This is a genomic window from Amycolatopsis saalfeldensis (assembly GCF_900110575.1).
Classification (GTDB): Bacteria; Actinomycetota; Actinomycetes; order Mycobacteriales; family Pseudonocardiaceae; genus Amycolatopsis; species Amycolatopsis saalfeldensis.
This window is the reverse complement of sequence record NZ_FOEF01000015.1, coordinates 46,102-70,766: the sequence shown is the minus strand read 5'-3', so window position 1 is coordinate 70,766 and position 24,665 is coordinate 46,102. Positions and strand designations below refer to the sequence as shown.

At 72.3% G+C, this 24,665-nt stretch carries 26 protein-coding genes; 15 read left to right on the top strand and 11 right to left on the bottom strand.

Annotation, left to right across the window (positions count from 1 at the left end; translation table 11 throughout):
• Positions 1-163: 163 nt before the first annotated feature.
• On the bottom strand, positions 164-1,336 hold the full coding sequence (locus BMY97_RS29370; RefSeq protein ID WP_091622769.1) for a glycosyltransferase: 1,173 nt from the start codon (positions 1,334-1,336) through the stop codon (positions 164-166).
• Between the two features lie 88 nt (positions 1,337-1,424).
• On the opposite strand from BMY97_RS29370, the gene BMY97_RS29365 reads away from it, so the two are divergent.
• Both BMY97_RS29365 and BMY97_RS29360 read left to right on the top strand, forming a co-directional pair.
• Positions 1,425-2,057: a TetR/AcrR family transcriptional regulator gene (locus BMY97_RS29365; protein ID WP_091622766.1), complete on the top strand. Its 633-nt coding sequence runs from the start codon at positions 1,425-1,427 to the stop codon at positions 2,055-2,057.
• 69 nt (positions 2,058-2,126) lie between these two features.
• The gene (locus tag BMY97_RS29360) at positions 2,127-3,257 is read left to right on the top strand and encodes an epoxide hydrolase family protein (RefSeq protein WP_091622763.1); all 1,131 of its coding nucleotides are present in this window, start codon (positions 2,127-2,129) and stop codon (positions 3,255-3,257) included.
• Between the two features lies 1 nt (position 3,258).
• On the opposite strand, the gene BMY97_RS29355 is transcribed toward BMY97_RS29360, so the two are convergent.
• Together BMY97_RS29355 and BMY97_RS29350 are read right to left on the bottom strand one after the other, a co-directional pair.
• Entirely contained in the window at positions 3,259-4,338 is a 1,080-nt protein-coding gene (locus BMY97_RS29355; protein ID WP_091622760.1) for a lysylphosphatidylglycerol synthase transmembrane domain-containing protein, read from the bottom strand.
• A gap of 977 nt (positions 4,339-5,315) precedes the next feature.
• The gene (locus tag BMY97_RS29350) at positions 5,316-6,065 is read right to left on the bottom strand and encodes a nucleotidyltransferase domain-containing protein (RefSeq protein ID WP_091622757.1); all 750 of its coding nucleotides are present in this window, start codon (positions 6,063-6,065) and stop codon (positions 5,316-5,318) included.
• Positions 6,066-6,143: 78 nt separating this feature from the next.
• Here BMY97_RS29350 and BMY97_RS29345 point away from each other — a divergent pair, with 78 nt between their 5' ends.
• The 5 genes from BMY97_RS29345 to BMY97_RS29325 all read left to right on the top strand — a co-directional run bounded on the left by BMY97_RS29345 (position 6,144) and on the right by BMY97_RS29325 (position 10,370).
• Complete coding sequence (locus tag BMY97_RS29345) at positions 6,144-7,547, top strand: PI-PLC domain-containing protein (protein ID WP_091622755.1); 1,404 nt, start codon at positions 6,144-6,146, stop codon at positions 7,545-7,547.
• 271 nt (positions 7,548-7,818) lie between these two features.
• A complete protein-coding gene (locus BMY97_RS29340; protein WP_245787555.1) occupies positions 7,819-8,424 on the top strand; it encodes a ferric reductase-like transmembrane domain-containing protein in 606 nt (201 codons plus the stop codon).
• A gap of 19 nt (positions 8,425-8,443) precedes the next feature.
• Complete coding sequence (locus BMY97_RS29335; RefSeq protein WP_245787554.1) at positions 8,444-8,677, top strand: ferredoxin; 234 nt, start codon at positions 8,444-8,446, stop codon at positions 8,675-8,677.
• Between the two features lie 5 nt (positions 8,678-8,682).
• Positions 8,683-9,897, top strand: coding sequence for an NAD(P)/FAD-dependent oxidoreductase (locus BMY97_RS29330; protein WP_091622749.1), 1,215 nt, complete (start codon positions 8,683-8,685; stop codon positions 9,895-9,897).
• Positions 9,894-10,370, top strand: coding sequence for a hypothetical protein (locus BMY97_RS29325; protein ID WP_143086328.1), 477 nt, complete (start codon positions 9,894-9,896; stop codon positions 10,368-10,370). Before BMY97_RS29330 ends, BMY97_RS29325 begins: the two co-directional genes overlap by 4 nt.
• A 12-nt stretch (positions 10,371-10,382) precedes the next feature.
• Here BMY97_RS29325 and BMY97_RS29320 read toward each other — a convergent pair whose 3' ends face one another.
• Complete coding sequence (locus BMY97_RS29320; RefSeq protein ID WP_245787553.1) at positions 10,383-10,964, bottom strand: TetR/AcrR family transcriptional regulator; 582 nt, start codon at positions 10,962-10,964, stop codon at positions 10,383-10,385.
• Between the two features lie 147 nt (positions 10,965-11,111).
• Here BMY97_RS29320 and BMY97_RS29315 point away from each other — a divergent pair, with 147 nt between their 5' ends.
• Positions 11,112-12,131 (top strand): aldo/keto reductase, encoded by a 1,020-nt coding sequence (locus BMY97_RS29315; protein WP_091622744.1) that lies wholly within the window; start codon positions 11,112-11,114, stop codon positions 12,129-12,131.
• Positions 12,132-12,164: 33 nt separating this feature from the next.
• The gene (locus tag BMY97_RS29310; RefSeq protein ID WP_091622741.1) at positions 12,165-13,031 is read left to right on the top strand and encodes an LLM class flavin-dependent oxidoreductase; all 867 of its coding nucleotides are present in this window, start codon (positions 12,165-12,167) and stop codon (positions 13,029-13,031) included.
• A 185-nt stretch (positions 13,032-13,216) separates the two neighbouring features.
• Here the strand turns inward: BMY97_RS29310 and BMY97_RS29305 are convergent, their stop codons facing one another.
• On the bottom strand, positions 13,217-13,414 hold the full coding sequence (locus BMY97_RS29305; protein ID WP_091622740.1) for a hypothetical protein: 198 nt from the start codon (positions 13,412-13,414) through the stop codon (positions 13,217-13,219).
• Positions 13,415-13,541: 127 nt separating this feature from the next.
• On the opposite strand from BMY97_RS29305, the gene BMY97_RS29300 reads away from it, so the two are divergent.
• Positions 13,542-14,900, top strand: a complete 1,359-nt coding sequence (locus BMY97_RS29300) for a sugar porter family MFS transporter (protein ID WP_091622737.1) — start codon at positions 13,542-13,544, stop codon at positions 14,898-14,900.
• 9 nt (positions 14,901-14,909) lie between these two features.
• Positions 14,910-15,800, top strand: a complete 891-nt coding sequence (locus BMY97_RS29295) for an NAD-dependent protein deacetylase (protein WP_091622734.1) — start codon at positions 14,910-14,912, stop codon at positions 15,798-15,800.
• Between the two features lie 111 nt (positions 15,801-15,911).
• Here the strand turns inward: BMY97_RS29295 and BMY97_RS29290 are convergent, their stop codons facing one another.
• Both BMY97_RS29290 and BMY97_RS29285 read right to left on the bottom strand, forming a co-directional pair.
• On the bottom strand, positions 15,912-16,772 hold the full coding sequence (locus BMY97_RS29290) for a haloalkane dehalogenase (protein WP_218156906.1): 861 nt from the start codon (positions 16,770-16,772) through the stop codon (positions 15,912-15,914).
• A 16-nt stretch (positions 16,773-16,788) separates the two neighbouring features.
• Positions 16,789-17,604 carry an NAD(P)H-binding protein gene (locus BMY97_RS29285; RefSeq protein WP_091622728.1) on the bottom strand — a complete coding sequence of 272 codons (816 nt, stop codon included), beginning with the start codon at positions 17,602-17,604 and terminating at the stop codon, positions 16,789-16,791.
• A 93-nt stretch (positions 17,605-17,697) separates the two neighbouring features.
• Here BMY97_RS29285 and BMY97_RS29280 point away from each other — a divergent pair, with 93 nt between their 5' ends.
• Together BMY97_RS29280 and BMY97_RS29275 are read left to right on the top strand one after the other, a co-directional pair.
• A complete protein-coding gene (locus tag BMY97_RS29280) occupies positions 17,698-18,108 on the top strand; it encodes a winged helix-turn-helix transcriptional regulator (protein WP_091622724.1) in 411 nt (136 codons plus the stop codon).
• Between the two features lie 99 nt (positions 18,109-18,207).
• Positions 18,208-18,612, top strand: a complete 405-nt coding sequence (locus BMY97_RS29275; protein ID WP_091622721.1) for a VOC family protein — start codon at positions 18,208-18,210, stop codon at positions 18,610-18,612.
• An 81-nt stretch (positions 18,613-18,693) separates the two neighbouring features.
• Here BMY97_RS29275 and BMY97_RS29270 read toward each other — a convergent pair whose 3' ends face one another.
• Complete coding sequence (locus BMY97_RS29270; RefSeq protein ID WP_091622718.1) at positions 18,694-19,401, bottom strand: TetR/AcrR family transcriptional regulator; 708 nt, start codon at positions 19,399-19,401, stop codon at positions 18,694-18,696.
• A gap of 147 nt (positions 19,402-19,548) precedes the next feature.
• Here BMY97_RS29270 and BMY97_RS29265 point away from each other — a divergent pair, with 147 nt between their 5' ends.
• Positions 19,549-20,289 (top strand): SDR family oxidoreductase, encoded by a 741-nt coding sequence (locus BMY97_RS29265; RefSeq protein ID WP_091622715.1) that lies wholly within the window; start codon positions 19,549-19,551, stop codon positions 20,287-20,289.
• 37 nt (positions 20,290-20,326) lie between these two features.
• A complete protein-coding gene (locus BMY97_RS29260) occupies positions 20,327-21,229 on the top strand; it encodes an SDR family oxidoreductase (RefSeq protein ID WP_091622712.1) in 903 nt (300 codons plus the stop codon).
• Positions 21,230-21,267: 38 nt separating this feature from the next.
• On the opposite strand, the gene BMY97_RS29255 is transcribed toward BMY97_RS29260, so the two are convergent.
• The 3 genes from BMY97_RS29255 to BMY97_RS29245 form a co-directional block, all read right to left on the bottom strand.
• On the bottom strand, positions 21,268-22,482 hold the full coding sequence (locus BMY97_RS29255) for a cytochrome P450 (RefSeq protein ID WP_091622709.1): 1,215 nt from the start codon (positions 22,480-22,482) through the stop codon (positions 21,268-21,270).
• Positions 22,479-23,015, bottom strand: coding sequence for a PadR family transcriptional regulator (locus tag BMY97_RS29250; protein ID WP_245787552.1), 537 nt, complete (start codon positions 23,013-23,015; stop codon positions 22,479-22,481). Before BMY97_RS29250 ends, BMY97_RS29255 begins: the two co-directional genes overlap by 4 nt.
• A 63-nt stretch (positions 23,016-23,078) precedes the next feature.
• Positions 23,079-24,515 carry a glycoside hydrolase family 30 protein gene (locus BMY97_RS29245; RefSeq protein ID WP_245787575.1) on the bottom strand — a complete coding sequence of 479 codons (1,437 nt, stop codon included), beginning with the start codon at positions 24,513-24,515 and terminating at the stop codon, positions 23,079-23,081.
• Between the last annotated feature and the right edge of the window lie 150 nt (positions 24,516-24,665).

Here is a 24,665-nt window from a genome sequence, read left to right as displayed (position 1 = left end):
GCCCCCTCACTGCGTCGCGAAGGTCCCGCGCGCCGCCCCGGCAGGGCGGCGCCCCGCTCGCCAGGTCGAGGCCGTCCACCCACTCGCCCGGCGGGAACCGCACCTTCACCGCACGATGACCGGCCCCACCACCTGTGCGCACCGCACCGCAATCACCGCACCCTCACCGCACGAAAACCGGGCCTGGCACCTCACCTCGGTGGCGGGACTGCTGCGCGTGGTCCACAAGCACGGCAAGGACCTCCGCCGGTTCCGGCGCGCGCGCGATTTCCGCGGCGACCTCGGCCGCCCGGGTGTGCAGTGCGTCGTCGTGCAGGGCGTGGGTCACGGCGGCGGTGACTTCGGCGGCCGAGCCGACCACGATCGCCACGCCCGCGGCCGCGGCGAGGGCCGCGTTGACCGGCTGGTCGGCGCCCTGGGGCCAGAGCACCATCGGCTTGCCGCGGCTCAGCGCGCCCAGCACCGTGCCGGAGCCGCCGGCGGCGACCACCAGGCGCGCCCCGTCGAGGAGCCGGTCCATCGGCGCGAACGAGACGTACCGCAGTTCGCCGCGGCCGGTGGTCTCGGGCGGCTGCGCGAGCACCAAACCGAGGGTGGCCAGGACGTTCACCTCCGCGTCGGCGACCGCCGAGGCCAGCGCGGCCAGCGTTTTCTCCTCGGTGAACACCGTGCCCAGCGTGAGCAGCACCGTCGGGCGGTCCGGGTCGCGGAAAGCGGGCAGGGCGACGGGCTCACGGCCCGGCCGGCGGTGGGCCCTGGCCCGGACCGGCAGCCGCGGCGCGGGGCCGGCCCAGCCAGGGGCCTGCAGCGCGGGCGGGCACGGATCGAGATAACCGGACGCCGGCACCGGCTCGATCCCGGCCTGCCGGTAGTACGGGACGACGGCCCGTTCGATCACCTCGGCCGCCGCCGGGGCCAGCCCCGGGCCGATTCCCGCCTGGTGCCAAGGAATTCCGAGCGCGGCGGCCACCAGCGGGCCGACCGTGTCGAAGGCCTCGGCGACGACCAGGTCCGGCGCCCAGTCACGGGCGTGCCGCAGCGCCTGGCCGCCGTCGAGGGACAGCCAGGCCGCGCCGAAGATCTCCCCGAGCATCGCCGGGTCCGGCCGGGTGGGGTCACCGCCGGTCCGCGCGGCCGCCTCGGCCAGGAACTCCGGCACCCCGGCCCCGGCGCCGAGCAGGCGCACCCCGGGGTCCAGCTCGCCGGCGACCAGCGGCCGCACTCCCGGCCCGCCCAGCAGGCCGACGGTGTGCCCGCCCGCCACCGCCGCCTCCATCAAGGGGGCCAAGGGAAGCAGGTGCCCGTGAGCGGGCACGGCGCTGAACAGAATCCTCATCGTTTCCCCCTGATCCGAGACCCTCCGAATTCAGGTTAGCGCATCTGCAATGAATTCGGGGGCCGGGCAGCCAAGGTAATCTGACCGGATGCCGGCTTCACCCCGCTCGTACCACTCGCCCCGGCGGGCCCAGGGCGCGAGCGAAACCCAGCAGGACATCCTCACGACCGCCCGGAAGCTGTTCATCGCACACGGCTACGCCAAGGTGACGATGGCCGACATCGCGCGCGCGGCCGGAACCGCCGTGAAGACGGTGTACGCCAGCGTGGGCACGAAAACCGACGTCCTGCACACGCTGTTCGCCGCCGACCTGGCGGAGTCCTGCGCCGCCCGCACCAACGCCGAGGTGCGGGCCAGCCCGGATCTCGGGTCCGCCGCCGGGGCGCTGGCCCGCGGCACCCGCGCGGACAACGAGCAGTTCAAGCCCTCGGTCGACCTGCTGTACTCGTCGATGGCGAGCGACGACGGCGCGCGAAAGACGTGGCAGCACGTGGTGAAGGAGTACCGCGACGCGCTCCGGGAAGCCGCCGCCCACCTCGTCGCGGCGGGTCTCGTCGCGCCGCACCTCGACGTCGACGGGACCGCGGACCGCCTGTGGTTCTGTTTCGGGCTGGGCGCTTGGCGAACCCTCACCGTCGACTGCGGCTGGGGTTACGACGACGCCGAGCGCGCGCTGCGGCGCCAAGCCGTCACCATGCTGACCGAGCCGGCTCCCGGCTGACCCGGCGAACGTCCGATCCGCGGATCGGCGCCACCGCCGCGGACCGGGTTCGCGACTACCGTCGAGCCCATGATCGAACCCTTCACCCCGCGGGCCGATCCCGCCGCGCTCGACGACCTCCGCACCCGGCTGCGCCTGACTCGCTGGCCCGACGCGCCGGCGGACGCCGGCTGGTCGCTCGGCGCCGACGTCGGCTATCTCCGTGAGCTCGTCGCCTACTGGGCCGACGGCTTCGACTGGCCCGCGCAGGAGGCCGCGCTCGCGCGCCTGCCCCGGTTCCGCACCACGCTCGGCGGCCTCGGGATCCACTTCGTGCACGCCCGCGCGGCCGTCCCGGGCGCGCTGCCGCTGGTGCTCAGCCACGGCTGGCCCGACTCGTTCTGGCGCTACAGCAAGGTGATCCCGCTGCTGGCCGAGCCGGACGACCCCGCCGACGCGTTCGACGTGATCGTCCCCGACATGCCCGGCTACGGCTTCTCCGAACCACCCGCGGGCGCGCCGCTGGACTCGATCGCGGTCGCCGGGCTCTGGGCCGAGCTGATGACCGAACTGGGCTACCCGCGCTTCGCCGCGGCGGGCGGCGACATCGGCAGCAGCGTCAGCCGGTTCCTCGCGCTCGACCACCCCGGCCGCGTCGTGGCCGTGCACCGGATGGACGCCGGCCTGCCCGTCTTCACCGGCGACCCCGCCGACCTCACGACCGAAGAACGCGACTGGCTCGCCGGCACCGCCGCCTGGGGCCGGGACGAAGGCGCGTACGCCGCCATGCACCGCACCAAACCCCAGACCGCCGCGACCGGCCTCAACGACTCCCCCGCCGGGCTGGCCGCGTGGATCGTGGAGAAGCTCCGGTCATGGAGCGACTGTGACGGCGACGTCGAGCGCAGCTTCACCCGGGACGAGATCCTCACCAATGTCACGCTCTACTGGCTGACCGGCACCATCGGCTCGTCCATGCGCATGTACCACGCGAACGCCGCGATCCCGCCCGAGCAGCACGCCCGCCGCGTCGAGGTCCCCTCCGGCTTCTCGCGGTTCCCCGGCGACATCGCGTTCCCGCCGCGCAGCTGGCTGGACCGCATCGCGAACGTCCAGCGGGTCACCGACCATCCACGCGGCGGGCACTTCGCGCCGTTCGAGGAGCCCGAGGCCTACGCCGCCGAGCTGCGCGAGTTCTTCCGGCCCTACCGGCAGGCCTGATTCAGACGTCGGCGAGGTGGCGGCCGGTCCGGTCCTCGAGCGCCTCGTCGCGGCCGGGCCGGTGGCGCGGCCAGAAGTGCTGGGTGGCCACCACGATCCAGCCGATCAGCACGACGCTGCCAGTGGAGAGCACGCGGTACAGCAGGACGCTCGCCAGCGCCGAACCCGCGCCGCCCGAGACGGTCAGCGACAGGGCCATCGCGGCTTCCACCGCGCCGAGCCCGGACGGCACCGGGAGCAGGCTGCCCGCGGCCATGCCGGCGGTGTAGGTGAGCAGCAGCACCGGCAGCCCGACGTGCATGCCGACGGCCGCGCAGCACGCCGCGAGGCAGGCCAGGTCGAGCACCCAGTTGACGACGGCCAGCAGCAGCGCGCCGATCCAGTGGTAGCCCGCCGGCCGGATGATGTAGAGGTCCTCGACGATCGCGTCGAGCCGGGCGTGGCCGACCCCGGCCGGACGGCGCCGGATCCGGTTGTACCAGGCCAGCACCCGGTGTCCCAGCCGCACCAGCGGCTGCGGCTTCCGGACCAGCCGCACCACCAGCGCGAACACCGCGATCGACACCAGCACCTTCACCGCGAGGCCGGGCGCCGAGCCCAGTGCCCCGCCGCTCAGCACGACGCCGACCAGCCCCACGGCGCCCAGGGTGAGCGCCGACAGCAGCCCGGTGATGGTGAGCGACCAGGTGATGGCCGAGGACGAGGCGCCCTGCCGACGCAGGGACCGGAAGGCGTAGGTGGTGGAGAAGACCGCGCCGGCCGGGAGCGTCGCGTGGACCGCCCCGGCGCCGTAGCTGATCGCGACGTTGCGCAGGACCGACACCCGCGAACCGGCCGCGGCCAGGGTCAGCGCCCGCATCACCGCGAACGCGACCATCGAGCCCACCGTGGCGGCCAGCCCGATCAGCAGCCACTGAGGCGAGGCCCCGGCCACTCCCCGCAGCGCCTCCGTGAAGGTCTGCCCCTCGACGACGGCGTACGTCACCACCGCGCCGACGAAGATCGCCACGACCACGCTCCGCCGAGTCACCGCCACACGGCTGAGCGGCTTCTTTCCCGCTCCGGCAGGCAGCTCGGTCATGACGGTCCTCCTCTCGGACGTCCGGGTCGTCGCATCACTGGCCTCTCCCACCCCAACGCTAGCGCGTCGCCCGGACCCGCCGTCGGAGGTCCGGCATCAACGAGGTCACGACCTCCCGCCCGCTGCCCGAACTTCCCCCGATCGTGACTCTCCGCCCTCGGTCAGAGGCGCTCTGCCGGGCAGTTCCCGACGGCCCGGCCCATCGCAGCCGCCCGGGCCCGTGACCGTCTCCGCCTCGCCCGGCGAGTTCACGCGGCTGCGGGCGTGTCTCACGAACTGCGTCGGTCGCCTGGCAGCCTCACCCGGCGGCGGGCCCTCCTCCGGTCACCCCGCAAAGTCCCCCGGCGGCGGGCCCGGTCGGCCGCCAGGCAAACGCACCCGGCGGCCGACCGGGCCGCCTGACCCGTACCCGGCAAAATCAGCAACGCCACCCAGCGGCGAACCAGGACCACAAGCGCCTTGGGCCACCTGGCAAACTCACCCGGCGCCGGGCCTGCGGCCGCCTCCGGTCACCCCGCAAGGTCGCCCGGCGAACCGGACCCACGAGTGTCTTGGCCCGCCCGGCGAACTCACCCGGCGGCCGACCGGACCCCCGGCCCGTGCCCGGCAAAATCAGCAAACTCACCCGGGCGTACTCGACCGGCAAGCTCACCCGGCGGCGGACCAGACCCACAAGCGTCTCGGGGCCGCCAGGCAAACTCATTCGGCGGCCGACCGGACCCCCGGCCCGTGCCCGGCAAAATCAGCAAACTCACCCGGGCGTACTCGACCGGCAAGGGCGCCCAGCGGCGGACCAGACCCACAAGCGTCTCGGGCCCGCCCGGCACCGGGCCCACCACCGTCTCCAATCACCCCACAGGGCCGCCCGGCAGCGGACCCGGACCTATCTCGGCAAACTCACCCCCCGACCCCTGTCCGGCAAGATCGGCAAGCTCACCCGGGCGTACTCAACCGGCAAGCTCACCCGGCCCATCGATTCACCCGGCAGCCCGGAGCATCGCCGCAGCGGCAGCGAAGCCGCCGGGGAGGTCGGCGGCGAGTGCGGCCAAGGTGGCGTCGAGCGGGCGCAAACCTGCGCGCTCCAGCAGGGTTTTCTCGTTCGTGACCCATTCACCGCGGGCGGCGAGCACGGCGTGCGCCGTCTGCAGTGCGGCGACGCCGAGTGAGGCGGCCGTCTCGGTCAGGCGGCCGCGCGACGCGTAGGCGGCTTCGGCGTAGTCCAGGGTGCGGTCGGCGGCGGCGCGCCAGAACTGCGGCGCCGTTCGGCGCAGTGCGTCCGGGTAGTCCGGCCGCGGCAGCCGGCCGCGCAGCACCCGGTTGATCGCCAGTTCCCCGGCCACCAGGTAACTCGGGATGCCGGCCAGGTGGAAGGCGAGCGGCTCCCAGCGGAACCGGCCCGCGCGGGCCTCCGCCAGCTCGTGTTCCACGGACGCCAGGTCGCGGTAGTGGACGTCGACGGCGCGACCGCCGACCGTCAGCCATGCGCCGCCGTTGAACACCCCGCCGCCCCAGGCGCCGATTTCCGAGACCTCGCCCGGGAAACCGAGGGCGCGCAGGCCGGCGGGGTCGAACCCGCCGCGGTAGTAGACCGACACGTCCCAGTCGCTGTCCGGCCGGTGCGTGCCCTGGGCCCGCGAGCCGCCCAGCGCCACCGCCTCGACGCCCGGCAGCGCGCCGAGCAGGTCCCCGAGGTGGTCGGCAAAGTTTTCCGCGGTGTTGTCCGGCATCGCCCGAAGATGCCACGGACCCGCGCGAAGATCGCTACGATTTTCCCGCCTTCCCCACCACCCGATCCGGGGGTCCCCATGCTCCGCTTCCGCACTCCCGCGCTGACTGCGCTGGCCATGCTTACCGGCACAGTCCTGCTCACCACCGGCGCGGCGCCCGCGGCCGCCGCCCAGCCGTTCACCTCGACCGTGTTCAAGGCGACCCACAACAGCTACTCCGGCAACGTCGACGGGGCCAAAGGCGCCATCTCCTACCAGCTCGACCACGGCGTCCGCTTCATCGAGTTCGACGTGCACGACAACGGCTACGCGACCAGCCACGACTACGGCATCGGCCACGGCAGCCCCGGCGATCTGGTGGACCACGCGGGCAACCCGGCCTCGAACAACCTGCGCGACTGGCTGGCCGTGGTGAACACCTGGTCCGCCGCGCACTCGGCGGCCGCACCGATCGTCGTGATGCTGGACCTCAAGGACGACCTCACGGACAACCCGTCGTTCGCCGCCGGGAACCTGACCGCGGTGAACCAGGAGATCCGGTCGGCGTTCGGCTCCCGGCTGCTGGCCGCGAAGGACTACCCGGCCGGTGCGAGCACGGATTCGTTGCGCGGCAAGGTACTCACGCTGCTCTCGGGCGACAGCGGCACGCGCGCGGAGTACCGCCGCGACGTCGGCTACCACCCCGCGATCGCGCTGAACGGGCACGGCCAGGTCGTCGAGGTGCACGACTCCGGCGCGGGCGCGCTCTGGTACTGGACCGGGACCTACGGGGCCGACGGCCGCGTCACCTGGAACCGCCACGGCCGCTACGACAGCGGCCAGACCCCGGCCGTCGCGCTGGACGACGCCGGCCGGATCGTCGAGGTGCACCAGTCGCAGACCGCCGCCACGCTCTGGTACCACACCGGGCAGCTCGGCGCGGACGGCGAGATCACCTGGTCGCCGAGCCACCAGTACGACAACGGTGTGCTCCCGACGGTCGCCTTCACCGGCACCGGAGTCCGCGAGATCCACCGCAGCCAGTCGAGCCAGCAGAACTGGCAGTGGACCGGCACGCTGTCCGGCGAAACCGTGGCCTGGACCGGAAACGCCAAGACCGCCGACGCCCGCTACGACACCACCACCGCCGTCTCCGGTTCCGCCCGCGTCTCCGTGACGACCGGCGCCGACGGCCCCACCCCCGCGCAGACCCTGCGCTACTCCACCGACCGCGTCACCGGCGCCCGCGTCCAGTACCCGCAGATCGCCTTCGACGAGTACCAGAAGGGCGACCCGGCCGAACTCCAGCCGGACGCGCTGTTCTACGGCGCCCCCGCGACGGAGTCGGCGTTCATCGTCGCGGCCCGCCAGTCCGGCCACCTCGTCCGCGGCTGGGACTTCGACTCGGCCTCCCTCGCGACCAGCCCGCCCGCCAACTACGCGGCGACCAACCACCCATGGGACGCCTGGTACCAGACGCTGACCAGCGGGGCCGCGGAGTAACCCGGACTGGCCACCCGGCAGACGGCACCAGGGGTTTTCGATCACCGGTACACGCACTCAGAGTAGTCGAATAATCGATTCAGACTAGTCCCGATTAGCCCGAATGGCGGCTTCCTGTGAGTAATCTGTGTACGCAAATATCAACGCGTTCGCATGACTCGAAAATATCCAACGGGCGCCGCCACACCGCGTCCGAGGCCACGTCGAAGGGCTCCAGCACGGCCCCGTGACGGGTGCGCGTTCTCTCGTCTCGCCGAGTGAAGAGGCCAGGATGCCCATGCTGCTGCTCGGTGCCACCGCCGTGGCGCACTCCCCGTACGACGCCGGGGTCCGGCAGGTTGCCCAGCTGTCCTCCCGGCTGGCTTACCTGTTCTCCTGCCTGACCGTCGTCTGGGGCGTGTTCGCCGCGACCGGGTGGGTCGGGCGGCTCAGCGGGCGGCCCGCCGTGCGCGGCGCGCACCTGGTGCTCGCCACCTTCACCATCGCGTTCGGAGTGCTGCACGCCGCGGCGTTCCTGCTGCTCACCGACGCGGACGAGCGGTTCGGCCCACTGCTGCTGACCGTGCCGATGGCCGGCGGCGGCACGGTGCGCTGGGCGGCCGGGATCGTGGGGCTCGAGCTGCTGATCGCGATCGCGGTCACCGCGGGGCTGAGAAACCGCGTCGCCGGCTACCGGCGGTGGCTGCGGTTCCACCAGCTCGGTTACGTCGCGGTCGGGCTGGTCGTCGCGCACAGCTGGCTGGGCGCCTCGGCCAACGGCCACCTCGACGTGCTGTGGCTGGCCGGGCTCACCGTGCTCGCGCCCGCCGTGCTCGTGTGCGTGCTGCGGTTCGTCCCGTCCCGCGTGCTCGCCTCCGCCGGGCTGATCGGCGGCTGACCAGGAAGGAGAACCCGCCTTGAGCCCTCGCCGTACCCTGCGGCTCGTCACCCCGGTCGGGATCAGTGTGAACAACGCACGCTGCCACCTCTACGGGTTCTGCCAGGCCGAGGCGCCGGACCTGTTCCAGCTGACCGAGGACGATCGGCTGCGCTACATCGAGCAGGTCTCCGACGACCACGTCGAAGCCGCCCGGGCGGCCGCGCGGGTCTGCCCGATGCGCGCCATCTCCTTGTCCGCCGAACAGCGGTGAAAGCCATGGAACGGATCGTCATCGCCGGTGCCGGGCCGGCCGGGCTGCGAGCGGCCGAACGGCTGCGGGAGATCGGGTTCGGCGGGCAGGTCACCATCGTGGGCGAGGAGCCGCACAAGCCCTACCACCGGCCCGCCCTGTCGGAGCAGCTGCTCACCGGCGAGTGGAAGCAACGGGACCTCGGCGTTCCCGCGTACACCGAGCTGGGCGCCCGCTGGCGGCTGAACTGCACCGCGCGGCGGCTGGATCCGGCCCGGCGGGTGGTCGAGCTGGCCGGCGGCGAGGAACTCGGTTACGACGGGCTGATCATCGCCACCGGCGTGGAACCCCGCCGCGTGCCCGGAATCCCTTGGCACGACCCGAGAGTGCACGTGTTGCGCACCCTGGGCGAGGCGAACGCGCTGGCCGCCGGCCTCGCCGCCACCAAGGGCCGGGTCGCGGTCATCGGCACCGGGTTCACCGGCTGCGAGCTGGCGTCCACCCTGCGCGAGATGAACCGCGAGGTGACGCTCATCGGCCGTTCGCCGACCCTCTGCGGCAAGGCGCTCGGCCCCCGGCTGGCCGGCACGCTCGCGGATCTGCACGCCGGGCACGGCGTGGACCTCGCACTCGGCGTGGAGATCCGGGTCGCGACGCCGACCCTCAGCGGGATCGTGCTCGTGCTGTCCGACGATCGCCTGGTGATCGCCGACTGCGTGGTGGTGTCGGTGGGCAGCCTGCCCGGGGTGAGCTGGCTGCGTTCCTCCGGGCTCACCCTCGACGACGGCATCCTGTGCGAGTCGACCTGTCACGTGTCGGGTGCGGCCGACGTGGTCGCCGCCGGCGACGTGGCCTGCTGGCCGAACCTGCGTTTCGACGCGGTGCCACGACGGGTCGAGCACTGGATCAACGCGGTCGAGATGGGCCGGGCGGCCGCGGAGAGCCTGATCTCCGGCCGGGCCGGGGCGAGGGCGTTCACGCCGTTGCCGCGGTTCTGGTCCGAACAGCACAAGGTCCGCATCCAGGGCGCCGGGATGCCCTCCCTGGCCGACCAGTCGGTCCGCCTCGGCCTGCCGGCCGGACGGGCCGAAGGCTCGGTCACCCTGTACACCAAGGCCGGGCAGACCGTCGGCGTGGTCGGCCTCGACCAGCCGCGCACCACCCTCGAACTGTTCGCCGAGCTGGACCGGCAGTTCCCGGCGGACCACGCCACGGCGGCCAAGTACGGGGAGAGCGCATGACGAGGCTCGGGAACTGGCGCGAGATCACCCCTCGCCGAGGCGCCCGGCGTGCCCCTCGGGCGTTGCAGCGCCCGAGCACCGCGATCGTCGCTTCCGGGATCGTGGCAGCCGCGGCCGTGATCACCCTGGCGGTGACCGGCAGCAGCGGATCGCCACCCGGTGACAGCGGAACGCGAGCCGCCCCGGCCCCGCAGTCCCGGCCGGCCCCGGCGCCGGGCACCACGACCACGACCGCACCGCCGGAACCCGCGAGCGCCCGTCCCGTCACCCCGACGCGCACCTTGGTGAAACAGGCCGGCGGCACCGCACCGGCGGCCGAGACCTACCAGCCCGCACCCGCCGGCACCCCGGCCACCAGCGCCGCATCCAGCACCCCGCCGACGATCCCGAGCACCGTGGTGATCATCTGGAGCGACCCCGGCAGCCCGGACAACGGGTCCCACGACGGCAGCGGCCGTCGCCACGGCCGGTGACCCGGCCACGAGTCAGCGCGGCGTGCGCAGTCCGGCGATAAGCACCTCGACGAGCCGGCGCGCGTCGTAGCGGGAGTCGGACTCGGCGCCGATGCAGAGGTTGCCGACGCCGCGCATCACTTCGATGGCCTGCAGATCCGAGCGGATCTCGCCGGCCGCGGCCGCGGCGTCGAGCAGCTCGGCGCACACCGGCACCAGGCGGTCGAGGAAGTACGCGTGCAGCGTCTCGAAGCCGGCGTTGTCGGAGCGCAGCACGGTGGCCAGGCCGTGTTTGGTGACCAGGAAGTCGACGAACCGGTCGATCCACCGGGCCAGCGCGGCGTGCGGGGTTTCGCTGCTCTCGAGCAGGGCCGGGCCGGCCTCGGCGAGGGCCTCGACCTGGTGCCGGTAGACCGCGATGATCAGGTCCGCCCGGGCCGGGAAGTGGCGGTAGATCGTGCCCATCCCGACGCCCGCCTTGGCCGCGATGTCCCGGACCGGCGCTTCCACGCCCGACGCGACGAACACCGCGGCGGCCGCGTCGAGCAGGGTTTCCTCGTTGCGCCGCGCGTCCGACCGCTTGGACCGGGCCGCCGGCTCCCCGCCTGCACTCACCACGTGACTCCTTCCACGACTCGCTCCGGCACCACCGGGGTTGCAAAACGGAACAACGCTCCGTATGTTTAGCGGAGCAAGGTTCCGCTTGCTCATCATGCCAGAGCCGCGGGCCGTCCGCCAAACCCGTCACGGAGGACCACGCTCATGCAGTACCGCACCTTGGGCCGCACCGGTGTGCAGGTCAGCACCCTCGCGCTCGGCGCGATGAACTTCGGCGCCATCGGCCGCACCACCCAGGAAGAGGCCACCGCCATCGTCGACGGCGCGCTCGAAGCCGGGATCAACCTGATCGACACCGCTGACTGGTACAGCCACGGCGAGTCGGAGGAGATGGTCGGCCGGGCCATCGCCGGGCGCCGGGATGACCTCGTGCTGGCCACGAAGGCGAACAACCCGATGGGCGACGACCGGAACCGGCAGGGCAGCTCGCGCCGCTGGCTGGTCGCCGAGCTGGAGCACAGCCTGCGCCGGCTCGGGGTCGATCACGTCGACCTGTACCAGATCCACCGGTGGGACCCCACGACCGGCGACGAGGAGACGCTCTCCGCGCTGACCGACCTGCAGCGCGCCGGGAAGATCCGCTACTTCGGCTCGTCGACCTTCCCCGCGTACCGCATCGTGCAGGCGCAGTGGGCCGCCCGCGAGCACCACCTGGGCCGGTATGTCACCGAGCAGCCCGGTTACTCCGTCCTGCAGCGCGGGATCGAGGCCCACGTGCTGCCGGTGACCGAGGAGTACGGGCTCGGTGTGCTGGTATGGAGCCCGCTCGCGTCGGGCTGGCTGTCCGGCGCCGTCCGCGAGGGCCGGGAGGTCACCACCCACCGCTCGGCGATGCTGCCGGAGCGCTTCGACCCCGCCGTCCCGGCCAACCGGGCCAAGCTCGACGCGGTCGAGCAGCTGGCCAAGATCGCCGAGGACGCCGGCCTGACCCTGATCCAGCTCGCGCTCGGGTTCGTCACCGCGCATCCCGGCGTGACCAGCGCGATCATCGGCCCCCGCACCCTGGGCCACCTGGATTCGCAGCTCGCCGCCGCGGACACCGTGCTCGGTGCCGACGTGCTCGACGCGATCGACTCCGTGGTCGCGCCCGGCGTCGACCTGGCCCCGCACGAGAAGTTCGACACCCCGCCCGCGCTGCTCGACCCGGCCCTGCGCCGCCGCTGACCCGGCCGGAAGCGAAGAAAGGACCGCAAACCCATGTCCCACCCCAGTTTCGGCCTCATGACCGCCCCGCAGCAGGTCGATTACGCCGACGTGCACCGCGTCTGGCGCGAAGCGGACCGGATCCCCGAGATCGAGCACGCCTGGCTGTTCGACCACCTCATGCCGATCGGCGGCGACCCGGACGGGCCGATCTTCGAAGGCTGGACGCTGCTCTCGGCGCTGGCCGCGTCGACCGAGCGGCTGCGCCTGGGCCTGATGGTCACCAGCAACCGCTTCCGGCCGCCCGCGGTACTGGCCAAGATCGCCACGACCGTCGACGTCGTCTCCGGCGGACGGCTCGAGTTCGGCATCGGCGCCGGCTCACGGCCCAGCCTGCCCATGGCCCGGCGCGAGTACGACGCGCACGGCCTGCCCTACCACGACGCCGAGCACGCCGTGGAGAGCCTCGCCGAGGCCTGCACCGTGATCCGCCGGCTGTGGACCGAGGACAAGCCGTTCGACTTCGACGGCACCCACCACCGGCTCACCGGGGCGTTCGCCAATCCCAAGCCGGTGCAGCGGCCCCACCCGCCGATCGTCATCGGCGGACGCGCCCTCGCGACGTTGCGGGTGGTCGCCGAGCACGCCGACCGCTGGAACATCCCGGGCGGCGACATCCAGGACGCGATCAGCCGCAGTGCCCGGCTGGACCGCTACTGCGAGGAGATCGGCCGCGACCCGGCGGAGATCACCCGCTCGATCTTCCTGCCGGTCGCCTACGACCAGCCCGAAACCACCCGCGCGGCGATCCGCGAGGCGACCGGCGCCGGCTTCTCGCACGTCATCCTCGGCCTGTCCTCGCCCTACCCCGCCGGCGTCGCCCGGTGGCTCACCGACGAGGTGATCGGCAAGTCGAGGTGAACGCGCGGACGGGCCGGGCTCCCTCACCCCGACGGAGGAAACCCGGCCCTGTCCCCGCAGGTGCAGCACCGGCCATCGTCCCTGGCCGTCACCGGCCATGGCCGATGCTGCACCGGCGTTCCCGCCGCCCGTGCGGCGTTCCCAGGCGCAGCACGAAAAACAGGAAGTCCTTTGTGGTCCGCGGATCAGCTCCACACCGGGGCGCCGCCGACGACCGCCAAGGGCCGCCGGACCTCGCGCTCCGGAGCGGGTTCCGCCACGCGCACGCGGGATCTCGCTGGTGCCTCCGCGCAGCGCTGCACCACCGCGCAACGCTGTTCGACCCGCTCCATCAGAACGGCGCCGACCATCAGGAACACCGGGGTGCCCAACGCTAACCACATGACTGACGGGTACCCAGCGCTCCCGGAACTGAATCACCCGGATCCCGAAGTCACATGATTTCCTTGACCCATACCGAAAATCAGGTCCCATCGGGCGAATGTCCCCTTACCGGGCCATGATCATCAGGTGAACGGGCACCGGAAATCGAACTTCGGCATCTGGTTCTTCGGCGCGCTCGGCGGGATCCTCTGGGGCTACGACACCGGCGTGATCTCCGGCGCGCTGCTCTACATCGGCCGCGACATCCCGCTCAGCCCGATCGCGCAGGGCCTGGTCGTCTCCGGGTTGCTCGCCGGGTCGATGGCGGGCGCGGGCCTGGCCGGGCGGCTGGCCGACTCGCTGGGCCGGCGCCGGATGATCCTGGCCTCCGGCGCGGTGTTCACCGTCGGCACGCTCGGCGCCGCGCTGGCCGGCGGCGCGCCGCTGCTGGTGGCGTTCCGGTTCGTGATGGGCATCGGCGTCGGCATCGCGTCGGTGGTGGTGCCGATGTACCTGTCCGAGCTGGCGCCGAAGGAGATCCGCGGCAAGCTCACGTCGCTGATGCAGCTGCTGGTCACGATCGGCATCCTGGTCGCCTACCTCGCCGACTACGCGCTGTCCGGCGCGGGCGCGTGGCGGTGGATGATCGGGCTGGGCGTGGTGCCCGCCGTGCTGCTCATGGCCGGGATCTACACCCAGCCGGAGAGCCCGCGCTGGCTGGTCGTGGCCGAACAGGACGACGCCGGGGCCAAGCAGGTCCTCACCGGGCTGCGCGGCAGCGAGGCCGTCGCCGAGGCGGAGCTGGCCGAAATCCGCGCCGGCGCCCGCGCCGCGGCCGAGAACGAGGAGCCGCTGCGGCTGCGCATGCTCACCGGCGGCCGCCTGCGGAAGGTGTTCACCGTCGGCCTGCTGCTGGTGTTCTTCCAGAACTTCGTCGGGATCAACACGATCATCTACTACGCCCCGACGCTGCTGACCAATGTCGGCTTCGGCTCCTCCGGCGCGATTCTGGCGAACGTCGGCATCGGCGCCGTCAACATGCTGATGACGCTGCCCGCGATGCGCTTGATCGACCGCGCCGGGCGGCGGCCGCTGCTGCTCGCCGGCGCGCTGGGCATGTGCGGCGCGATGATCCTGCTGGCCGCGGCCAACCTGTCCGGGATGGCCACGGGGCCGCTGCTGCTCGGCCTGACGCTGGCGGGCATCGTGGTCTACGTCGCGTCGTTCTCCGTGTCCTGGGGCCCGGTCCAGTGGGTCGCGCTGCCGGAGCTGTTCCCGCTGCGGGTCCGCGCGGCCGCGGTGGGCCTGTGCGTGGTGCTCAACTGGCTGTTCAACCTGGCCGTCGCGCTGGTCTTCCCGCCGCTGCTGGCCCGGTTCGGCGCGGGGCTGAACTTCCTGTTCTTCGCCGTGATGACGGCGCTGGCGTTCGTGTTCGTGAAGAAGCTGATGCCGGAGACGAAGGGCCGCAGCCTGGAGGACCTCGAGCGCGAGCTGGCCCGCCCGTAAACTGGGCGGGTGCGCACACGACCGACGTTGACCTGGGCCGGCACCGGGGAGCCGCTCCCGCGCACCGGCACCCTCGCCGAGGTGGCCCGGGCGCTGGCCGCCGGCCGGGTCGTGGCGCTCACCGGCGCCGGGATCTCCACCGAGTCCGGCATCCCGGACTACCGCGGCGAATCCGGCAGCCTGCGCCGGCACACCCCGATGACCTACGGCGAGTTCGTCGCCGGCGAGGACGGCCGCCGCCGCTATTGGGCGCGCAGCCACCTGGGCTGGCGGACCATCGCGCGGGCGGCGCCGAACGCCGGCCACCACGCCGTCGCCGCGCTGCGGGCCGCCGGGCACCTGTCCGGGGTGATCACGCAGAACGTCGACGGCCTGCACCGCGCGGCCGGCACCCCGGGCGTGGTCGAGCTGCACGGCAACCTCGACCGCGTGATCTGCCTGGGCTGCCGCCGGTCCAGCGCTCGCGAGGAGCTGGACGCCCGGCTGCGCGAGGCCAATCCCGGCTTCGGCGGCACCGTCACCCGGATGAACCCGGACGGCGACGCCGAACTCGGCGAGGACGTCGTCCGCTCGTTCCGCCTGGTCCCCTGCACGGCCTGCGCGGGCGTGCTGAAACCGGACGTGGTCTTCTTCGGCGAGAACGTGCCGCGGGCCCGCGTCGAGCGCTGCTACCGGCTGGTCGACGAGGCTGCCGCGGTGCTGGTCCTCGGCTCTTCCCTCACGGTGATGTCCGGCCTGCGCTTCGTCCGCCACGCCGCGAAAACCGGCAAGCCCGTGCTGATCGTCAACCACGGCGAGACGCGCGGCGACAGCTACGCGGACGTACTCGTGGACCAGCCGCTGGGCCTCGCGCTGACCGGCCTGCTCACCCGGCTCGAGGTGGCTCCACCAGCGCCGTAACCAGCCTGGCCGCTTGATCCTCGGTGATCAGCGCGGTGGCGAACGACAGCCCGTACACCGCCGGCGTGTTCGCACCCTGTGTACAAAGTGGACGGTGCCAGGCAGCCTGCTCTAGGAGCGCAGGCCGTGCGCGTCGGCCCAGTTCGCGAGTGAGGCGGCGAGCGCGGCGGGCTGGTCCTCGGGGGTGTGGTGCCCGGCGGGTACCGGGTGGTGGGCCACTTCGAGGGCCGCGTAGGTCTCGGCGCACCACGCGTGCAGGCGCGGCCCCAGCATCGCGCCCGGGCCCGGTTCGAAGGTGACCAGCAGCTTGGGCACCTCCGCGCCGGCCGACAGCCAGGCGACGTACCGGTTCACCCGCGCGACGACGTCCGCGGGCTCGCCGCCCAGTGGCATCGACCGCGCCCAGTTCAGCAGCGGCCGGCGGGTTTCCGGCGTCGGGTACGGGCGGAGGTAGGCCTCGAGATCGGCGGCGGCCAAGGTGGTCCGCGTCGAGGCCGGCAGCCCGTCCCGGAGGAAGCTGTTGTCTTCGAGCACCAGTTGTTCGCCGGCGCCCGGGGTCTTGAGCGCGCGGAACAGCTCCTGGCCGCCGTCCGGGAACTCGTGCCACGCCATGGCTTTCACGATCGTCTCGGTGAACGCGAGCCCGCGGACGCGGCCAGGGTGGCGGGCGGCGAAGTCGAACGCGAGCGCGCCGCCCCAGTCGTGGCCGACGAGCACGACCCGGTCGAGGCCGAGTGCGTCGAACCAGGCGTCGAGGTAGCGGGCGTGGTCGTCGAAGGTGTAGGCGAGCGGCGGTTTTCCCGACTCGCCCATGCCGATCAGGTCCGGCGCGAGCAGCCGGCCGGGCTCGCCCACCGCGGGCAGCACGTGCCGCCAGAGGTAGGACGAGGTCGGGTTCCCGTGCAGGAAGACCATCGGCGCGCCCGCGCCGGTCTCGCGGTGGAACATCGTCGAATCGAGTACGCGCGTCATCGGCACGGCGCGGCCCCTACTCGAAGGCCGCGGCGGAACGCGCGGCCCACTCGGCGAACGACCGCGCCGGGCGGCCCAGGATCCGCTCGACGTCAGGGCTGACCCGCCGTTCCGCGGGCAGCGGGTCACCGAGCACCGCGAGCGTCGCGTCGGCGATCGGGCCGGGCACCTGCGCCGCCATTTCGGCACGCGCGTCCGCCGGGCTCTGGTCGAGGAAGCGCACGGCCACACCCAGTGCCTCGCCGATGGCGTGCGCGCGCTCCCGCGGCGTGAGCGGAGCCGGGCCCGTCAGCTCGTAGACGCGGCCCGCGTGCCCGTCGCCCAGCAGCACTTTCGCCGCCACTTCGGCCACGTCGGCCGGGTCGACGAACGGGAGGGCGACGTCCCCGAAAGGTGCGGCGGCCGTCCAGTTGACACGGATGCTTTCCTGCCACGCCAACGTGTTTGTCGCGAAGCCGCCCGGACGCAGCACGGTCCAGGCCAGCCCGGAGTTCCGCACCGCACGCTCGAACCCGGCGAAATGGGCGTACGCGCCGGGCCTGGTGCCGGCGCCCTGCGAGGACAGCAGCACGATCCTTCGCACTCCCCCGGCCTTCGCGACGTCGACCAGCGCGTCGGCCGGGCCCTGTGGGAAGAGGAACAGCGCGTCCGCGCCGTCCAGGACCGGCCGGAGTCCTTCCGGCTCGGCCAGGTCCGCGCGCCGGTGCGCGATGCCGGACGGCCACTCCGCCGGCTTGCTCCGCGATACCGCCGTCACCTGTGCGCCCGCCGCCGCCAGCGCCGCCACGAGCGGGCGGCCGACGTTGCCGGTCGCCCCTGTCACCACGATCATCTTCCCGCTCTCCTCCGTCGGTTCCCCCGTGGCCACGACGTTAGGAAGCGCTTGGCCGGACGGTAAGGACGCACTTCGAAGTAAGCTCACGACATGGAGGAATGGACGCAGTTCAGGGGGCGCGCCGAAGCGGAGGGTTATGAGGTGTTTCACACCGACTGCCCGGCGCGCACGGTGCTCGACCACGTCACCAGCCGCTGGGGCGTGTGGGTGCTGATCGCCCTGCGGGACAAGGAACTGCGGTTCTTCGAGCTGCGCCGGTCGATCGACGGGGTCAGCGAGAAGATGCTGTCGCAGACGCTGCGCACCCTGGTCCGCGACGGACTGGTCTGGCGCACGGTCGAGCCCACCACCCCGCCGCAGGTGAGCTACGGGCTGACCCCGCTCGGCCGTGGCACCGGCGAGTCGCTGTCCACGCTCTTCTACTGGCTCCGCGACAACGCCACCGACATCCTCGCCACGCAAGCCCGGTTCGACGAGGATGGTCAGAAGCAGAGCGTGTAAGGACTTCTCAGCGCAGGGACGAGGCGCTCGGGGCCGAGGACGAGAGCCGATCAGTTTCGGAGAAGCGCCCGGACCCGCTTCCGGCTAGCGTCGGTGCCCATGACCGTTTCCATCAGCCACGTGCACGTCCTCGTCGACGATCCGGACGCCGCGCTCGCCTTCTACCGCGACACCCTCGGGCTCACCGTGCGCAACGAGGTGTCCCAAGGCGGCTTCCGCTGGATCACGCTCGCGACGGCCAGCCAGCCCGAGATCCAGATCGTGCTGTCCCAGCCGCACGCCGGCCGTTCCCAGGAGGACGGCGACGCCCTCGCCGCCCTGCTCGCGAAGGGCGAGCTGCGCCCACTCCAGTTCAGCAGCGACAACCTGGACGAGACCTTCGAGAAGGTCGCCGGCTCCCCCGGCGCCGACGTGGTGCAGGAGCCCGTCAGCCAGCCGTGGGGTGCTCGCGACGCCGCCGTCCGCGACCCCGCGGGCAACATGGTCCGCATCGAACAGAGCTAGTCTCACAACCAGAGGCCTTCACCTCGCTGCACGACAAGCCGTCACATCCTCAACCCGGTACGACCTTCCTGGACATCACGCCTAGTGCGAGCGTTTCCCCGAAGGCACAGCCAGGCTGTCGAGCCACTTCAGCAACAGCTGCGTTTCCTGCTCCCCCAACGAAGTCGGCTCGGTGCGCAGCACCGCGGCCAGCTGCAACGCGGCACCGGGCAGCGGCGCATCGGCCCTCTTCGCGGGCTTCTTGCCGGCGGGGACCAGCAGGCTGTCATGGACCGCGTCGCGGACTCGGGTCGAGAGGTCGGGGTCGGTGTGCGTCTCCGGCTGGCTCACCAAGCTGAGCGCGACGCCGATGTTCGCCGCCATGATCCGCTGGGCCGCGACGTCCGGGTCGATCCGCAGCCGGCCCGCCGCGGCGCAGCGGACCAGGACCTCGCGCAAGAGCCGGAGCGCCTCCTGCGCCGTGCTCGGCACATCGGCGAAACTCGGCGAATACATCAGCCGGTAGACCGCGGGGTGCGCCTTGGCGAAGGCGACGTGCGTGTCCCAGCCCGTCTTCAGATCGGCCACCGGATCCGACGACGGCTCGGCCGCCCGCTTGGTGGCCAGGTACCGGTCGAAACCGTGGTCCACGACCGCGCTGAGCAGGCCGTTCTTGTCCCCGAACAGCCGGTAGAGCATCGGCGCGCCGACCCCGACCGCCTCGCAGACGGCCCGCGTGGAGATGTCGCGGTCCGGCGAGGCGTCGAGCAGCTTCTCCGCCGCCTCCAGCATCTGCGATCGCACGTCCATGGCCGCCACCCTAGCGCAGATATCAGCGCGGCGTAGCAATGTTACGCAGATCATAGCGTTGCTACGAGAAGCCCCTAGCCCCGCTACGTCCGAGCGCGTAACTTCGCTATCAACAGAGCGAAACACCGATACGGACGGAGACAGGCCATGAGCAGCACCGAGAACACCCGCGTCGCGATCGTCACCGGGGGGTCCGGCGGGATCGGCCGGGCGGTCGCGCGGCGGCTGGCCGCCGACGGGATGAGCGTGCTCGTCCACTACGCCGGCAACCCGGCCCGCGCCGAGGAAGTCGTCGAGGCCATCACCGCCGCGGGCGGCACGGCGAGCGCCGCGCAGGCCGACGTCGCCGACGAAACGCAGGTCGCGGCCCTGTTCGACACGGCGGAGCAGCGTTACGGCGGCGTCGACGTGGTCGTGCACACGGCCGGGGTGATGCTGCTGGCGCCGCTGGCCGAGCTGGACCTCGACGACTTCGACCGCATGCACCGCACCAACGTCCGCGGCACGTTCGTCGTCGGCCAGCAGGCCGCACGACGCCTGCGCCGCGGCGGCGCGCTGATCAACTTCTCGTCCTCGGTGGTGAAGATCGGCCTGGTCGGCTACACCGGCTACGCCGCCACCAAGGGCGCGGTCGACGCGATCACCCTGATCCTGGCCCGTGAGCTGCGCGGCCGCGACATCACCGTGAACGCCGTGGCCCCCGGTCCGACCGCGACCCCGCTGTTCCTCGACGGCAAGGACGAGGCGACCGTCGACCAGCTCGCGAAGATGGCGCCACTGGAGCGCCTCGGCGTGCCCGAGGACGTCGCGGAGACCGTCGCGTTCCTCGCCGGCCCGGCGCGCTGGGTCAACGGCCAGGTGCTCCACACCAACGGTGGCGTCATCTGATCTCCCGGAAACACCCTTTCAGGCAAGGAGAAACGTCATGTCGAAGACCATCGTGATCACCGGGGCGTCGAGCGGGTTCGGCGCCATGACCGCCCGCGCCCTCGCCGACGCCGGCCACACCGTCTACGCCGGGATGCGGGCCACCACCGGCCGCAATGCGCCCGCGGTCACCGAGCTGGCGGACTACGCCCGTGCGCACTCGGTTTCCTTGCACGCCTGGGAGATGGACGTCTCCGATCAGTCCTCAGTGGACGCCGCGATCCGGCGGGTGCTGGACGAGGCGGGCCGGCTGGACGTGGTCGTGCACAACGCCGGGCACATGGTGCTCGGCCCGGCCGAGGCGTTCACCGTGGAGCAGTTCGCGCAGGTGTACGACACCAATGTGCTGTCCACGCAGCGGGTCAACCGCGCCGCGCTCCCCCACCTGCGGGGGCAGCGGGACGGGCTCGTGGTGTGGGTCGGCTCGAGCAGCAGCCGCGGCGGCGTGCCGCCGTACCTCGCCCCGTACTTCGCCGCGAAGGCCGCCGAAGACGCGCTCGCGGTGAGCTACGCGGCCGAGCTGGCGCGGTTCGGCGTGGACACCAGCATCATCGTCCCGGGCGCGTTCACCACCGGCACCAATCATTACGCGCACGCCGGCCACGCCGCCGACACCGAGGTGGAGCGGGCGTACGAGGAGCTGTACGCCGGGATCATGGAGGACATCCCCGCGCGCCAGGCCGAGCTCGCCCCGCCCGACGCGGACCCGGCCGAGGTCGCCCGCGAGATCGTGCGCGTGGTCGGGCTGCCGAAGGGCCATCGGCCGTTCCGCGTGCACGTCGACCCGATGCACGACGGCGCGGAGCCGGTGTTCGACCTCGGCGACCGGATCCGCGCGGACTTCTTCCGGCGGCTCGGCTTCGAGGACCTGCTCACCCCGGCCGGAGCCGAACGACCGTGACCACAGTGGACGCCCGCAGCGTCCACTGTGGCCGGCCTTCACCAGGTGACGGGCACGCTCTCCACCCCGCCGGTCAGCCGGTTCGACCGCACGTCCAGCTCCTCGGCGGGCACGGCCAGGCGCAGGCCGGGGAACCGGCGGAACAGGGTGCCGAACACGACCCGCAGCTCGGTGCGGGCCAGGCTGGCGCCGATGCAGAAGTGCCCGCCGTAGCCGAACGAGATGTGGGAGTTGGGCTTGCGGTCCACATCGAACTCGTCGGGGTGGTCGAACACCGAGCCGTCCCGGTTCGCCGACGCGGTGGAGATGATCACGGCGTCGCCGGTCCGGATGATCACGCCGCCGATCTCGACGTCGTCGTGGGCGTAGCGGAGCAGGCCGAGCCCGCCCGGCGCGGACATCCGCAGGATCTCCTCGACGGTGCCGTGCACGCGGCCCTCGGGGTCGGCGATCAGCGCGTCGCGGCGGCTCAGGTCCGTGAGCAGGAGCAGCACGCCGAGGTCGATGCGGTTCGACGTCGTCTCGTGCCCGGCGAAGAGCAGGCCCGCGGCGAGGCGCCCGAGGTCGTCGTCGGTGAACGTCGGATCGTCGGCCTGCGCGGCCACCAGGTCGGAGACGACGTCCTCACCCGGTTCGGTACGCTTCGCCTCGGCCAGCTCCCCCATGTACGCGGCGAACTCGTCCATCGCCACCTGCGCGTCACCGCCGCTGTCGAGCACGCCGACGCGGTCGGACAGGTCGCGGAACTTGGCCCGGTCCTCGTACGGCACGCCCAGCAGTTCGCAGATCACCAGCACCGGCAACGGGAACGACAGGAACTCGTGCAGGTTCACCGGCTCGCCCGGCGCCGCGTCGTGCGCCGCCGCCAGCTCGTCGAGGCAGCGGTCGGCCAGCTCCTGGATGTGGTCGCCGAGGCGGCGCATGCGGTTCGCCGAGAAGGCGGGCACCAGCAGTTTCCGCAGCCGAGAGTGGGAAGCCCGCTCGGTTTCGTAGTCGCCCTGCGGGCCGGACAGGACTGCGGCGTCCGAGATCATCGAGGCCTGTTTCGGCGCCGGGTGCGAGCGGCCGAAGCGCGGGTCGGCGAAGATCTCCCGCGCCTGTTCGAAGGCGGTCACCAGCCAGGCCGGGTCGCCGGCCGGCGTGGTCACGCGCACGAGCGGGCCCTCGCGGCGCAGCACCCGGTACAGCGGCGCGATCTCCAGCACGTTCGGCCGCTCGAACGGCAGCTGGGGCGCGCGCTCCGTGGTCGTCATCGAAGTTCCTCCTCGGGTAAGGGTTTCCGGGCCCGCGCACGCAGCGTCGCGAGCCAGTCCTGCTCGTCGGCCAGGCGGCGGCCGACCTCGTCGAGCACCAGCCGGCTCCACGGGTCCGCCTGCGCCGCGGCCAGCTTGGCCATCCGGTCCGCCTGCGCGGTCAGCGCGCCGACGCGGGCGTCGAGCACCGCCACCCGCTCGTCCGGCGCCAGCCAGCGGAAACTGGCCACCCGCGCCAGGAACTCGGCGGAATCGCCGGCCAGGTCGGGGGGCAGGTCGGCGAGCAGGTCGTGCAGCAGCTCCCGCCCGACGTCGGTGATCGTGTAGATGTGCCGGGGCGGCTTGCCCTCCTGCGGCTCGGCGGCCCGGGTAACCGCGCCGGCCTCGGCGAACCGGCGCAACGCCGGGTAGAGCGAGTTGTTGGACAGCGCCCGCCCACTCGACTCCTCGACCTGTTTGCGCAGCTCATAGCCGTGCATAGGCTGCCTGGCCAGCTTGGCGAGCAGCAACACCTCGATCCACACGTAGGTCACCGTAACCTAGGTTTTGGTGACAGAGCAACGCGCTGGGGGTGGACTTCGGGTGGAGATTCCCCGTCAGCGGCCGCTCCAGTGGAAGGTCACGGTCGCCCCCGCCGGCACGGTCGCGTCGAACGACCGGCCGCCCGAAACGACGGTGAACGTCTGCGCCGTCTTCGCCGTGTTCAGGGCGACGAGCGCGGTCGAACGGTCGGGATCGGTGAAGGCGACGGCCTGGATCGGCGTGCCGGTCCCGCTCGTGTAGACCACCGAGGCGGCGATGTGCACCGCGCCCGGCGGCACGAACTTCGTGAAGTGCTCGATGTCCCGGTACTGGTCGTTGTACGTGACCGCCCGGGTCCGCGAGTCCACCGTGACAGTGCCGTTGCAGGTGCCGCAGCCGCCGAGGTGCGGGCCGTGGTTCTCGTCCAGCGCGATGTTCCAGTCGATCGAGCTGCGGCCCCAGTTCTGCATCACGCCGATGATCGTGGCCGAGTCGCCGCCCTCGCACTCGGTCATGAAGACGTCTTTGCCCGGGTACGAGGCCTTCAACGGCGTCTGGGCGTCCGGCGAGCCGTAGTAGCAGTGGTACGCGGTGCCCGCCATCCACTTCGCGGCGTTCGTGGCCAGCAGGTCGTACGGGTACTCCGGCTGGGGGTCCTCCCCCGCGCGCTGGTGCGAGGCGATGTCGCCGGGATGCTCGGTCCAGTTGTGGTCGAAGCCGAGGATCTTCGTGTCGAGGCCGGCCGCGTGGATGGCCGGGCCGAGCGCCTCGATCACCTTCGCCTCCTGCTGCCACGGCAGGTCGGTGCCCGGGTAGTTCTTGCGCTCCAGCGCCTGCGGCTCGTTCTGCACGGTCAGGTAGTCCACGTGCACACCGGCTTTTTGGTACGCCTGCAGGAACTTCACCAGGTAGGCGGCATAGGCGCGGTAGATCCGCGGCGAGTCGATCAGCTTGCCGTCGATCATCGAGCCGCCGGTCTTCATCCAGCCCGGCATGCTCCACGGGCTCGCGACGATCTGCAGCTTCGGGTTCAGCTTCTGCGCCTGGCGCACCAGCGGCAGGATCTGCGCCTCGTCGTGGGCGATGGAGAAGTGCTGCAGTGCGTAGTCGGTCTGGCCGGCGGGCACGTCGTCGAAGCTGTAGTCCTGGCCCACGGCGAAGTCCGACGCGCCGATGGGCTGGCGCAGGAAGCTGATGCCGGCCCCGGCCCGGGGGGCGAACAGGTTCTTCATCACCTCGTCACGGGCCGCCGGCGCGAGGCCGTACAGCACGTGGGCGGCGGAGTCGGTGATGGCCGCGCCGAAGCCGGACACCGACTGGAACTTGACGTTCGAGTCGAGCCGGATCGTCGTCGCCCCCGAAGCCGCGGGGGTCTGCCAGCTCAGCTCCGCTTCGGTCGGCGTGGTCACGCCGGGCCGGGTGAGCCACTCGTGCACGGTCTGCGGCGCGGCCGTCGCCGGGCCGGTCGCCATCGTGACGGCGGCCGCCGCGGCCGTCACGCAATACAACACTCTGCTCAAGCGCGGCATGGTCTTTTCCTTCGCTGCTGTCGGAAATTGCACCGTCCCGGGCCACGTTGGCGGCCGCGCCCGGGGCCGGTCCCGACACAAACAGACCGCACCGGCAGTGACAAGATCTTTTTGTTACGCCCCAAGCGATTC